A 12,480-nucleotide genomic window follows, 5' to 3' on the forward strand; every position below is an offset into this window, starting at 1 on the left:
TAGTGTCTTAAGCTAATTTTTCCCTCGGCTTAACCCCAAGGGTAGTTTTGCTCTCTAACCATGCAGTCTAGCAAAGGTATCTGCTGTTGCCGCTATATTTGTTGCTGCCGCTGTCTAGAGATTTGTATTTGTCTAGAGATTTGTATTTGCCTAGAGATTTATATTTAGGGACTTATGGCTTGGGACCCCATTGGGAAATTACTTGAGAGCTGCATATGAAACATACGCTTTCCGTTTTGGTTGAAGATGAGGCAGGTGTGTTGACGCGGATTGCGGGGCTGTTTGCCCGTCGCGGATTCAACATCGAAAGTTTGGCGGTAGGGCCTGCCGAACAGATTGGCTTTTCGCGGATCACCATGGTGGTGCCAGGAGACGATCGCGCCATTGAGCAAGTCACCAAACAGCTCTATAAGCTGATTAACGTGCTGAAGGTGCAAGACATCACCGAGGTGCCCTGCGTCGAGCGAGAGCTAATGCTGATGAAGGTGAATGCTACCAGCGCCAACCGACCTGAAATCATTGAACTTGCCCAAATTTTTCGGGCGCGAGTGGTAGATGTGGGCGAGGATTCTCTGACGCTGGAAGTGGTAGGCGATCCGGGTAAAATGGTGGCGATCGTCCAGGTCTTGAACCGCTTTGGATTGCGGGAGGTTGCCCGTACAGGCAAGGTTTCTCTCATCCGCGAGTCGGGCGTGAACACCGAATACCTGAAGTCGCTAGAAGCCAAAGTTTAGTTTTTTCAGGAAGCATTCAGAAAATCAAAGGCGATCGCTGACCAGAACGGCGATCGTTTTGTTTTGTCGTGGAAGAACGGTTGATCAAACTCAATCGGCAGGGCGAGAACCCCGATCGCTTCTGGACAAGATCACCAGCGCTTTGTCAATCTCCCGAACTTTGATGCCGCGGGGCAGTCAGGAGCGATCGCAATAGAGCAACCTCATCATCAGAGAGCGTAATCATGAAAAATACCTCACAGCGGCTATTTGTAACGCTACAGTAACGTTACCGTAAAAACAAAGTGAGGTTCTAAAATTTTGGAGAGTTCCCCTAATCCTTATGTTTGTGTGGCTACAGATAAATCTAGAATCACTGTATACCTGCCTCAAGAGCTAAAAAACCGCTTAACCGTCGTAGCAGAAAAGGATAAGCGATCGGTTAGTGTGCTAATTGAGATATTGATTTTAGAGGCTTTAGAGGCTAGAGATCAGGGGAAAGAGTAGCGATCGCCTGACTCTTACTCATTGCTATCTGGTACTCATTGCTATCTGGCATTCGTTGAATAGTTTTCACCGTTTCGGCACTTCTTCAAGCCCACACTCGCTGAACCGAATAGGCATCAAACTTTTTATCAGTGCTAATGATGGCGAGAGAGTGATTGATGGCTTGTGAAATTAACATTCGATCGAAGGGATCGCTATGGTGTAGCGGTAGGTTCCGAACTTGTACTGTATCGGCAAAAGCGATCGGCAGGATGAGAATATCTGAGACATCAATCGCGCTCCCGATTGTTTCATAGCTTTGTTGAAGGAATAATTTGCCAAGTTTCAACTTGATGGCAATTTCCCAAAGGCTAACAATGCTGAAATAGACCAGATCCGCAGTGTCGATCGTTATTCTCAGATTGTCTGGAAGGTTTGAATCATTTTCGGTCAGCCAAATAAAGGTATGAGTATCTAGCAGAAAAGCACTCATTCCATATATTCCTTAAAATCGTCGAGAGGTTCGTCAAAGTCATCGGGTAAAGGCAGAACAAAGGTGCCCTTTAAAATACCAGATCGACGTTTTTGGGGTGGTAAGTTTTCCTTGGAAATATTCGTTGAATGGCTGCTAATCAAATATTTGGCATAATGCAATAGCTCCTGCTTGAGTGGTTCTGACATTTGAGTAATCGTTTGCAAAATCTCATTATCAATTGTCATAACTGCTCCTTTTTTGTCAGGGTTTATGTTCTTCATCTGGCATTTGCCCAATAATCTCCATTGTTTTGACGCTGACAGTACAAACTCGCTTGAGCACTTCCGCCCCGTTCTGATACAAAACCGCCGTTTGCGAATCTTGAAACACGATATTGTCGTTAGGATAACCGATCTCAAACTTCTTCTCGATCTCTTTGGTTAGGTCATCCTTTGAGTCTTTATTTTCCCAATAGCCGATCGCCATGCGAATCGCATCTTTGATCGTCCCATCTGGATAAACAGTCTTACCGCCCTTGGTTTTGTACTCCAACTTCGGGACAGGCACAAAATTTTTGCTCTTGCAATACTCACTCAGTAGGTTCTGAAAGGCAGTCTCGGTCGAGCCTTCATTGCGCGAGCCGCCGTAATCAAAGAGTCGTTGAACCTCTGCCTGATACTTTGACACCAAGAGCCTAGACATAGTGAGCGAGCCTGTAAGTGATTTTACCCCTACCTGCGATGAAGCAGCTATGAGCTAGGGATTAACTTCAGAGTTCCCACTTACGTCTTCAAGCAATACACTCATAAATCCGCCATAATCTTGCTCAGCGTTGCTGGCTGTCTAAAGTACCTTCAAGATACAAGTTATGAATTATGCCTTTGCAGAGAGGTAGGATTGAGCGAGGGGAAGTTAGGTTCTTAGCGATCGCGCCACCACAAAGACACTCAAGACAACCATGAGTACCAAAGTCACAATTACCTTGTCCGACGAAGTTTACCAACGTGCTGAGCGATTTGCTCGATTAGCCAATCGAGATGTTGCCAGTATTTTGGCAGATAGTATTCAACTTTCTATCCCTCCTGTCAGAGCTAATGTCACTGATCTTGAGCCTGTCTCTGCCCTTTCTGATGCACAAGTGCTAGCACTTACCGAACTCCAAATGGAACCCGACCAGGATGCTCGATTAAGTGAGTTGCTCGATCGTCAGCAAGCAGGCTTCCTGACTGAAACTGAGCGTCCAGAGTTACAAACGCTCATGCAAATTTATCAAGAGGGTCTACTGCAAAAGGCTACAGCCCTCAGTGAAGCAGTCAAACGTCAGTTAATTGAACCCCTAAGTGAGCCAAATCTCTGAAGACATTCGGGCACAGGTTCGGTTCCAAGCAAAAAATTAGTGCGGTTATTGCCGCAGCCTGCAAAAGTATGTGTTGGGAATTTTAGAAATTGAGCATATTCTTCCCAAGGCGGCAGGTGGCTCGGACGATGAAGAAAATTTGTGGCTTGCTTGCCGCCTGTGCAATTCTTACAAAGGTACTCAAACCCACGCTAGAGATCCGATGACGAATCGCAATACCAAACTGTTTAATCCTCGCCAACAAAAATGGTCGCGCCACTTTACCTGGATAAACAACGGGACTCATGTGGCAGGATTAACGGTTTGTGGTCGCGCAACAGTTTTGGCTTTGCAGCTTAATAACCCTTATGCCGTTACAGTCAGGCAAGCCTGGATATCTGCTGGTTGGCATCCTCCTATTGAAGATTGACGCAAGACGCTACAACAAAGCCCATCATCACAGCCACATACTAGAAACATGACTGCATCGCCGCTAAAACTTGCCGACAGCCACCCGGCTTTATGTGAAGCGATCGCCCAACAGATTGCCCAAAGCCCCCAGCAGAGGATTACCTTTGCTGAGTTCATGGATTTGGCGCTGTACCATCCTGACTATGGTTACTATGTTGCCCATTCTCAGGATATGCAAAAGGGTCTTCAGGGCGGCATTCAGAGCGACTTTTTTACCTCGCCCCACCTAGGAGCCGATTTGGGTGAGCTGTTGGCCGAACAATTTGCCCAGATGTGGGAACTGCTCGATCGCCCGCATCCCTTTACCCTAGTAGAAATGGGAGCCGGACAGGGCTTGATTGTGCAGGATATTTTGCGCTATCTGCACCGACAGCATTTTGAATGCTTTGAGGCGCTGGAATACATTGTTATTGAAAAATCCCCGGCAATGGTGGCAGTTCAGCAGCAGCGGCTGCAAAAGCTGACGAATTCTTGGGGGCATTTATCCTGGAAAACCTGGGATGAAATCCCGACCAACTCCATAGTCGGCTGCTGTTTCTCCAATGAATTAGTAGACGCTTTTCCAGTGCATCGGGTGGCGATCGCCAATGGCATTCTTCAAGAAATCTATGTAGCGATCGGCGAGCCATTTGCAGAGGTTATCGCCGAACTTTCAACTCCCAAGCTAACAGAATATTTTGACCTAGTAGAGCTAAAGTTCCCTGCCGAGACTTATCCCGACAATTATCAGAGTGAGGTGAATTTGGCAGCGCTGGATTGGATCGCCACCGTGGGCGATCGCCTGAAAACGGGATACCTGCTCACCATTGACTACGGGTATTCTGCTCAGCGCTACTACAGCCCCACCCGATCGCAGGGCACGCTGCAATGCTACTACCAGCACGCGCACCACTCTGATCCCTATCAGGCAATCGGTCGGCAGGACATCACGGCGCATGTGGATTTCACGGCGCTAGAAAAGCAAGGCGATCGCTGCGGCTTGCAGACCGTTGGCTTTACGCAGCAGGGGCTATTTCTGATGGCGCTGGGGTTGGGCGATCGGATTGCGGGGCTTTCGGAAACGGGGGAGCGGTCGGAAGGTATTTCTCTTCAAGATATCCTTCGCCGCCGTGAATCGCTTCATGCCTTAATCAATCCGATGGGGTTGGGCAATTTTGGCGTGTTAGTTCAGTCCAAAGGCTTGGATGAAGCCCTGTCTCAACCGCTTACAGGACTCACAACGCCGACCCTGTATTGACCTTCTGCTGATAGGCTAAAACAAGATCACCCTGGAGATTGCCCATGCCTGAATTACTCCAGCAGACCCAGCCAGAAACTCAGTTTTATCAGTGGCGCAGCTATCGCTGTGCCTATGAGGTTCGCACCAGCCCAAATCAGGTAGATGATACGCGATCGCCTTTGCTATTGCTGCACCCGATCGGCGTAGGGCTATCGCGGCGCTTTTGGAATCGATTCTGTCAGACCTGGTTTCAGTCTGGGCAGACTCGATCGATCTACAGTCTAGATTTGCTGGGCTGCGGAGACAGCGATATGCCCCATGTTGCCTACAGTCCTGAAGACTGGGCAGAACAGCTTCAGTTTTTCCTGCAAACCGTGGTGAAAAAGCCTGTAGTTTTGGTGGCGCAAGGGGCATTGTTGCCTGTGGCGATCGCGCTGATTCAACTTCAACAGCTCCAGAACCAAAGTCAGCCTCGCCTCGTTCAGAGTCTAGTGCTATCTGGGCCTCCCGCCTGGGCGGTCATGACCAAACCCACTCCCATCTGGCAGCAAAAGCTGCTGTGGAATCTGCTGTTTGATTCGCCAGCGGGACGCGCTTTCTATGAGTATGCGAGGCGACGGCAATTTATCGCCTCATTTTCAGTGCGGCAGCTCTTTGCCGAGGCGGCAGCCGTTGACGAAGAATGGCTGCACACTCTGGTAACGGATGCCAAAACGCCGGGTAGACGCTATGCTGTGTTCTCGTTTTTGGCGGGCTTCTGGCGAAAAAATTGGGAGACAGCCATGACTCAGCTCAATGTCCCAACGCTGGTAGTAGTGGGCGATCAAGCTTCTAGCATCAGCAAATCGGGCAAGGGTGAAGATCCAGGCGATCGCCTTCAGGACTATCTGCGTCGTTTGCCCCAGGGACAGGGCGTGCAAATTGCCGGACGGAACGTATTGCCCTATGAATCTACCGAGCTGTTTGTTGAAGCGATCGCGCCCTTTATCGATCAAGCTTGACCAGATTCAGCTTGACCAGATTCAGCTTGCTCAGAGGCTTCCTGCTCTTCCCTGGCTTCTTGAACGAAGAGACGAACAAGGCGATCGTATACGCCTGCGCCAATGTATTGCGGATAAGTATGCGATCGGCTGTAAACCCAGATCAGCTCTTCCCCATAGAAAATCCGCACGTCTTGCAGCAAGCTCTTACACTGGGGTTTTAAGGCGTTGGCGGCATTTAGAGCATCTGTCCAGCGCTCAAACTCTTCAGAGTAGCCCCGCGTCGCAACTCTAAACCTATTCTCAAGCATCAGAATTACTGCACCTCAATTCGTCGCAATTCGGCACCTGTGTAATAGTGGGTCAGAATCTGGGCATAGTTCCAGTTTTGCTGAGCTAGCTTTTGCGCCCCCCACTGACTCATGCCAATGCCGTGACCGTAGCCTTGCCCAGTGAATTGGAAGGCCGTCGGCACAGAGGTGACGTTGCCAGCAGTGGCAACCTGTCCCATCTGAGGAATGATTTGAAAAGGAGCGCTGCGTAGACCCAAGGCATCGCGCAAATCATCGCCATCAATGACTCGGCTACCCGTCTCTCCCTCTAACCGAACTTTGACAATGCGACCTCCCGCAGTCACCTTTTCGGGCACCATGCGCAGGATTGCTCCCACGTCAGCATAGTGTTGCCCTAGCGTTGCGGTCGGAACGGTTTTATCCCAGCGGCAGTTGGGCGCATCTTGATCAGGGCTATCGACACTGCGCAAGTAGGGCAAAGCGCTACTCCAGATGTCCTCTGAGTTCTCGGTACGTCCGCCCGCACAGGAGTGAAAAACGGCATCAATAATTTGCCCGCCATAGGTCAACACCTGCCCTTGCGTGCTGTCTACAGCTTCGCGGGTGCTGGCAGATTCTTTCTCAATACCGCTGTAAACTTGCCACGCCGTGGTGTTACCGACATCAAAAATGGCGGTCGCGCTGGATTGCCGCTGATGTAGCACATAGGAACGTGCCGCCACAGCCTGCGCCTTCAGAGCCTCCAGACTCCAGCTTGTTGGCATTTCGCTACCCACGACGCTGTAGAGATACTGCTCAATGTCTACATAGTTGACCGCCGTTAGACCGCCTTCGGAGGGCAGGACGCAGGTGGAGCCGCGATACCAGCTATTGTCAATAAACACATAGCCGCCGTTGGTTGGCTCAATGCAGACTTGGCTCGTCTGAAGTTGATTAACGGTGATGCGTCCAGCTTTTGCTTCCGTCATCACGGCATTCATTGCCGGAATCGGTGCGAGAGCTTGTCCAGCTCCATCCGTCAGCGTTGCATCGGTGGAGCTACCAATTTTAATTTGCTTGACATCTTGATCGATCGCCACCCGCAAAGTCAAGGATTCGGCATGGGCAGGGGCGATCGCCACCATCCACAGCAGCAGGGCAAACAGTCCTGTCTGACTTTGCCCCAGCCATTGCTGCGCTCTAAACCGCAGTGGGGACACGCGGAAGCCAGCGCTGCTAGCACAGGATTGAGATGTCATGAATGAGAACTCCTCACACTGAAAAATTGGGCTGAATCTAAACTCTGCGACGAATCAAAGCAGCTTAATGTTTCTAGACATCTAAGCCCCAGACTATTCTATTGCCGATCGATCGTAGATGTATCAAATTCGGGTAAATCCAAATATCAATAGAGAGGTGAGCATTGCCCGCCTCTCTATTGATCTAACCCTCAAGCTTGGCTTGCAGCAGTTGATTTGTCAGCTTCGGATCGGCCTTGCCGCCTGTTGCCTTCATCACCTGACCCACGAAGAAACCCAGCAGACTTTTCTTGCCGCTCCTGTATTTTTCTAGCTCTGATGGGAAGGAGGCTATGACCTGATCGATCGCCGCTTCAATCACTTTAGGATCGGAAACTTGCACCAGCCCTTTTTTCTCGATCAGCGCCTTTGCCGAGCCGCCTTGCTTTAATAACTCTGGCAACACATCTTTGCCAATTTTGTTGCTAATCGTGTTGTTTTCAATCAGCTTGATCATTTCGGCGAGACTGTCGGGCGTGAGCGGCAGTTGGGTAACGCTCAGCCCTTCTTTGTTAAGGTAGGCACTGATATCGCTCATGATCCAGTTAGCGGCAAGCTTGGGGCTGGCACCAGCGGCAACCGTGGCTTCAAAGTATTCCGTCATGGCGCGATCGTCTGTAATGATCCGCGCATCGTAAGGCGACAAACCCATCTCGGTCGCGTAGCGATCGCGTTTGCGTGCCGGAAGTTCGGGCAGCTCCGATCGCCATGCTTCGAGCTGCTGGGTCGAAACCTCGATTGGACATAAGTCCGGCTCAGGAAAATAGCGGTAGTCGCTGGAGCCTTCCTTGATCCGCATACTGATGGTGCGCTGTGCCCCTTCTTCCCAGAGACGAGTTTCCTGCACAATCTTTTCACCCGCCTCGATCGCCGCAATTTGCCGCTCGATCTCATGATCGATCGCTTTTTGAATGGCGCTGAAGGAGTTCATGTTTTTGATCTCCACCTTCGTGCCAAACTTCTCAGTGCCGACGGGACGCACGGAAATATTCACATCGCAGCGGAGAGAGCCTTCCTGCATATTGCCGTCGCTCACCCCCAAGTAGCGCATGATCCGGCGTACCTCTTGGGCATATTCTGAGGCTTCTACGCCAGATCGCAGGTCGGGTTCAGAGACAATTTCTACCAGCGGCACGCCCGCCCGATTGTAATCCACTAGCGAATAGGTAGACCCAGAGAGGCGATCGCTCCCCCCATGCACCAGTTTTCCGGCATCTTCTTCCATGTGCAGCCGAGTCACGCCAATTTTCTTGCGTTTGGGGCTGCCGTCTGCGTCGAGAATTTCAATCTCTACCCAGCCATGCTCGGCGATCGGCAAATCGAACTGCGAGATCTGATAGTTTTTCGGCAGATCGGGATAAAAATACTGCTTGCGATCGAACTTGCTGTAGGGCGCAATCTGACAGTTCAGCGCCAGCCCAGCTTTAACCGCATACTCCAAAACCTTCTGGTTCAGCACGGGTAGCGTTCCGGGTAGCCCCATGCACACCGGATCAATATTGGTGTTGGGATCCGATCCAAACAGGGCAGAGCTATTGGAGAAAATCTTGGTTTCCGTGCTGAGCTGGCAATGGGTTTCTAAGCCAATGATTGCCTCGTACTGAGTCTTCACAGGAGTTGCCGCAGTCATAGAAATATTGATTGAGTGATTTGCAGTGAGCGATCGCCGATTAGCTCTATTTTAGCGAGAAGTTGCGATCGGATGAACTTTAGAAGGGCAGTACTGAAGCTGGGTATCAATTTTTTTGAAAGGGGCGCGGAGCGCCCCTTTCAAAAAAGAATAAGAAACCCCCTACTCAACCCTCTGATTTCCCCGATTCGGATAGCTTCTCTTTGGCAGCAAACCCCAAGCCTCAGCATCGGCTGCCCAGTTGCGCCAGATCTTTTGACGGGCAAAACATTGAGCAAAATTCCAGTTGTAAATTTGTTTCCAGGCTGAAGGCCATTGTGCGGTTTCGTGGGCTTGCTGCAAGGCGCGGACTTCTGCCTCTAAATCGTCAGCATGGCGCTGCAACAAAGCCTCTAGCTCCTGAAAGTGAATATCGGGGGGTTGCAAGGTTTTCTCTCCGACAGGTCTGACTCCGACTTAACATTAACTAAGTTGGTGAAGCTGAGTCGTGCATCTGTGGATTTTGACGATATCATTCACGCTAGCTAGGGCAAACGTGAGAGGCGCAGGTATGGGGCGACTGGACAATTCACCTGAAGATTTGAGTCAAAATCCGGATTCGGAGGCAAATCTTGCTGCGGAGACAGGAGACGCAGGGACAATCTCACCGAATGCGGCAACATCTGACGCAAACTCAGCCATCGCAGGTTCGGCAAACAGCGTGTTGCGATCGATGACTCAAGATCTCAGAACCTTGCAGCAAGATTTGGTGACGCAGCTGCATCAAGATATTCGGCGGCTGCAAACCGAGAAGTCGCGGCTGCTCAACGACATCGAGAAGCTTCAGAACCAGCAGCAGGTGCTTCAGTCGCAGTACGACGTGGGGCTATCTCGGCAGCAGTTGGCGCAGCAGCAGGCTTGGGCAAAGCAGTTGGCGTTGGCGCTTGCCAATCATTTACAAACTGCCATGAGCCAGCGGCTCGATCAAATTAGCAATCAGATCGGCAATCAGGGCAGCGGCTATCCAATGCAGGGGGGTGACCTGCCGCAGATTGCGGGCAAAGGCGAATTGGAAAATACACAGCGATCGATCGCCTCCCTCGACGACACTCTAAACCGCACCTTTACATCGTTACGCAGCGACCTCAACAGCTACCAAAGCACGCTGTCGCAACAGATCAACCGAATGCAGGAATTGGGTCAGCAGGGTGAAGCCATCCTAGAAGTATTGGTGAGCCGCATCAGTCAGCAACTTCAGCAGGAGATCGCCCAAACGCCGCGTAGCCCAGAAGCCCGTAGCCCAGAAACCCGTAGCCTAGAGAGTGGCGGCTACTTGGGTGGAAGTCACCTGGGAGGCAGCTATGGAGAAAGCATCCCGATCGGAGCCGCCAACGAGCCACTGCCACCCGCTCAGCCGCCCGTCCCCCCTACAGTTTTATCTCCTACAAGCAGCCTTTCTCCTGACCCGCAGCCGCCTAGCTCCGTTTCCCCCAATTTTTCAGCTCCTCCTCTCTCCCCCACTCCCGACTCCCGACTCCCGACTCCCGACTCCCGACTCCCGACTCCCCGCCCCAACAAGCTCTCCCCCTTTCAACTCGGTCTAGTCATGGTTCTCTGCTCCACTCTGGCGTTGTCATTGCACAACGTGATTGTGGGTCTGGTGGGCAACCCTAGCAAGCTGTTTGGTCTTGTGCCGATCGGCGGCTATATCAATATCAGTAGCTTTGGCAGTTCGCTGTTTATTTTGTGGATGCGGATGCTGGTGGTGGTGCCGCTGATGGCATGGCTAGGTTCGGTGCTGCATCCGCCCATGTGGCGCGACACGCGCTATTTCTTTGAGTCGAACGATCGCCGCTTGATTGGCAGCGTGGTGGGCAGCGGTTTTTTCCTGTTTCTGTCGCAGGTTTTGCTCTATATTGCCATTGGCGAAATTGGGCCAGGGGTGGCAACCACTATTTTGTTTATGTACCCGATCGTGACGCTGCCGCTATCCTGGCTGCTGTTTGGCGAACGCCCCAATCGGTTTCGGGTGATTGTGATGGTGACGATTCTGTCGGGCGTGATTTTGACGGCGCTGCCGAAGATCACGGCAACCACAAGTCTTTCTGGATCAGGGGTGGGAGCGGCGATCGCCTCTGGCATTTTCTTTGCGTTTTACCTGGTTTCGATGCAAATTAGCTTTCGTAAGCTGCATCCGGTGCCCGTTAGCCTGATTCAGTTTGTCTCGATTTTCGTGTTGGCAAGCCTGAGCCTGATCGTGCTGGGCATTCAGGTGACTCCGACCGATCGCTTAGGGCTATTCATCAGCGGTGTAGTGTTGGGAGTGCTGACGCTGGTGGGCTATCTGCTGAACAACTTTGGGGTGCGGTTTATAGGGGCGGCGCGGGCTTCAATTATTGCGGCGAGTAGTCCGGTGCTAACGGCAATGATGGCGTTTTTCCTCATTCCAGGTGAGCTGACGGCGCTGCATCTGATCCAGCTCGTCGGCATTCTGATTGTGACGCTAGGCGTAACGGCGCTGAGCTTCGAGCGCATCTTGATCCAAAATCGCAAGGAAGGGCGATCGGGTTCTAGGGCTTCGGGGGGTTAAGGTTGGCACTGCCATACCCCTAACACGAATCCTTAGTATGAAATATAACCTTAGAATTAGCAGAAAGAGAAAAGTGGAAAGAGGCGATCGTAGGTTCCTGGGCACCCAAGAGTGAGGACTGATTAGCTCGTTTCTGACCGAATAATGCAATCGCTGTTTCTCTCTGGGCATTCTATCAATCAGGTGTATTGATAGAATGTCGTGAAATACAACCCAGACAAACACCACAGACGGTCAATTCGGTTAAAGGAATATGATTATTTATCTCCTGGTGCGTATTTCATCACCATTTGTACCCATCAACGGCAGTGCCTATTTGGTGAAATTGTGAATGGTGAGATGCAATTGAGCGAGATGGGAGAAATAGCAGAATCTTGCTGGCAGGCAATTCCAGATCATTTTGCTAGAGTTCAATTGGATGGATTTGTGGTGATGCCTAACCACCTACATGGAATTATTTTGATTGCCGACACCTGTAGGGGCATGGCATTGCCATGCCCCTACCCGAAAATGCAGCTTGAAAAACGAAAATTTGGACAACCGATCGCGGGTTCATTATCGACAACTGTGGGTTCATTCAAATCAGCAGCTACCAAGCAGATTAATACCCTTCGTAACGCAACGGGAATTCCGGTTTGGCAGCGTAATTATTATGAAAATATTGTCCCTAACGAAGAATCTCTCCATCGGCTACGGCAATATATTCACAACAATCCCCTTTCTTGGCAGGAAGACCAATTGCATCCGGAGGTTCAGTCGAAGTGGTAGGGCGATCACCAAACTCTACAACGAATACTTCTACGAACCCACCAGCTAACTCTTCAAACTCCACGTCTAACTCGATCGTCTTAGGCTACAAGCATATGGTTTCAGCCCAGACGAAGCATTGACCTTGAAGCTTGAAACTTCGACTTTAGAACACGGAATACCAGCCCTAAAGCTCAAAATTTTGACTTTAGAACACGACACTTCAAGCCTTAGTGGTGCAGAAAAGTCTTGAGAGAATGACTGGGCAAGGATTTAGAGGGGAG

Annotated in this window: 13 protein-coding genes and 2 pseudogenes; 8 read left to right on the forward strand and 7 right to left on the reverse strand. The window is 50.7% G+C overall.

Annotated features, from left to right (window positions below; translation table 11 throughout):
* The first annotated feature begins 215 nt into the window (after positions 1–215).
* Both ilvN and AC5JMP_RS26975 read left to right on the forward strand, forming a co-directional pair.
* Positions 216–734 (forward strand): acetolactate synthase small subunit, encoded by a 519-nt coding sequence (gene ilvN / locus AC5JMP_RS26970; RefSeq protein WP_495854593.1) that lies wholly within the window; start codon positions 216–218, stop codon positions 732–734.
* 330 nt (positions 735–1,064) lie between these two features.
* Entirely contained in the window at positions 1,065–1,220 is a 156-nt protein-coding gene (locus AC5JMP_RS26975; RefSeq protein ID WP_495854614.1) for a ribbon-helix-helix domain-containing protein, read from the forward strand.
* An 85-nt stretch (positions 1,221–1,305) separates the two neighbouring features.
* On the opposite strand, the gene AC5JMP_RS26980 is transcribed toward AC5JMP_RS26975, so the two are convergent.
* From AC5JMP_RS26980 to AC5JMP_RS26990, 3 genes and pseudogenes are all read right to left on the reverse strand, one after another.
* Entirely contained in the window at positions 1,306–1,692 is a 387-nt protein-coding gene (locus AC5JMP_RS26980) for a type II toxin-antitoxin system VapC family toxin (protein WP_495854594.1), read from the reverse strand.
* Positions 1,689–1,919 carry a type II toxin-antitoxin system VapB family antitoxin gene (gene vapB, locus AC5JMP_RS26985; protein ID WP_495854595.1) on the reverse strand — a complete coding sequence of 77 codons (231 nt, stop codon included), beginning with the start codon at positions 1,917–1,919 and terminating at the stop codon, positions 1,689–1,691. The genes AC5JMP_RS26980 and vapB overlap by 4 nt, the downstream gene beginning before the upstream one ends.
* A gap of 88 nt (positions 1,920–2,007) precedes the next feature.
* Positions 2,008–2,376, reverse strand: a pseudogene (locus AC5JMP_RS26990) (type ISP restriction/modification enzyme); the annotation flags it as partial.
* A gap of 256 nt (positions 2,377–2,632) precedes the next feature.
* Here AC5JMP_RS26990 and AC5JMP_RS26995 point away from each other — a divergent pair.
* From AC5JMP_RS26995 to AC5JMP_RS27010, 4 genes and pseudogenes are all read left to right on the forward strand, one after another.
* The gene (locus AC5JMP_RS26995; protein ID WP_495854596.1) at positions 2,633–3,031 is read left to right on the forward strand and encodes a hypothetical protein; all 399 of its coding nucleotides are present in this window, start codon (positions 2,633–2,635) and stop codon (positions 3,029–3,031) included.
* Positions 3,015–3,440 (forward strand): annotated as a pseudogene (locus tag AC5JMP_RS27000) (HNH endonuclease). The gene AC5JMP_RS26995 and the pseudogene AC5JMP_RS27000 overlap by 17 nt, the downstream one beginning before the upstream one ends.
* Positions 3,441–3,488: 48 nt before the next feature.
* Positions 3,489–4,718 carry a class I SAM-dependent methyltransferase gene (locus AC5JMP_RS27005; RefSeq protein WP_495854597.1) on the forward strand — a complete coding sequence of 410 codons (1,230 nt, stop codon included), beginning with the start codon at positions 3,489–3,491 and terminating at the stop codon, positions 4,716–4,718.
* A 44-nt stretch (positions 4,719–4,762) separates the two neighbouring features.
* The gene (locus AC5JMP_RS27010; RefSeq protein ID WP_495854598.1) at positions 4,763–5,701 is read left to right on the forward strand and encodes an alpha/beta fold hydrolase; all 939 of its coding nucleotides are present in this window, start codon (positions 4,763–4,765) and stop codon (positions 5,699–5,701) included.
* Here AC5JMP_RS27010 and AC5JMP_RS27015 read toward each other — a convergent pair.
* The 4 genes from AC5JMP_RS27015 to AC5JMP_RS27030 form a co-directional block, all read right to left on the reverse strand.
* Positions 5,692–5,991, reverse strand: a complete 300-nt coding sequence (locus AC5JMP_RS27015) for a hypothetical protein (protein WP_495854599.1) — start codon at positions 5,989–5,991, stop codon at positions 5,692–5,694. The genes AC5JMP_RS27010 and AC5JMP_RS27015 overlap by 10 nt on opposite strands.
* A 5-nt stretch (positions 5,992–5,996) precedes the next feature.
* Complete coding sequence (locus AC5JMP_RS27020; protein WP_495854600.1) at positions 5,997–7,211, reverse strand: SpoIID/LytB domain-containing protein; 1,215 nt, start codon at positions 7,209–7,211, stop codon at positions 5,997–5,999.
* A gap of 184 nt (positions 7,212–7,395) precedes the next feature.
* On the reverse strand, positions 7,396–8,880 hold the full coding sequence (gene gatB, locus AC5JMP_RS27025) for an Asp-tRNA(Asn)/Glu-tRNA(Gln) amidotransferase subunit GatB (protein ID WP_495854601.1): 1,485 nt from the start codon (positions 8,878–8,880) through the stop codon (positions 7,396–7,398).
* Between the two features lie 162 nt (positions 8,881–9,042).
* Positions 9,043–9,306, reverse strand: coding sequence for a hypothetical protein (locus AC5JMP_RS27030; protein WP_495854602.1), 264 nt, complete (start codon positions 9,304–9,306; stop codon positions 9,043–9,045).
* A 124-nt stretch (positions 9,307–9,430) separates the two neighbouring features.
* Here AC5JMP_RS27030 and AC5JMP_RS27035 point away from each other — a divergent pair, with 124 nt between their 5' ends.
* Together AC5JMP_RS27035 and AC5JMP_RS27040 are read left to right on the forward strand one after the other, a co-directional pair.
* Complete coding sequence (locus tag AC5JMP_RS27035) at positions 9,431–11,449, forward strand: DMT family transporter (protein WP_495854603.1); 2,019 nt, start codon at positions 9,431–9,433, stop codon at positions 11,447–11,449.
* A 201-nt stretch (positions 11,450–11,650) separates the two neighbouring features.
* A complete protein-coding gene (locus AC5JMP_RS27040; protein WP_495854604.1) occupies positions 11,651–12,217 on the forward strand; it encodes a transposase in 567 nt (188 codons plus the stop codon).
* Positions 12,218–12,480 lie beyond the last annotated feature (263 nt).

The organism is Drouetiella sp. (genome assembly GCF_059504425.1).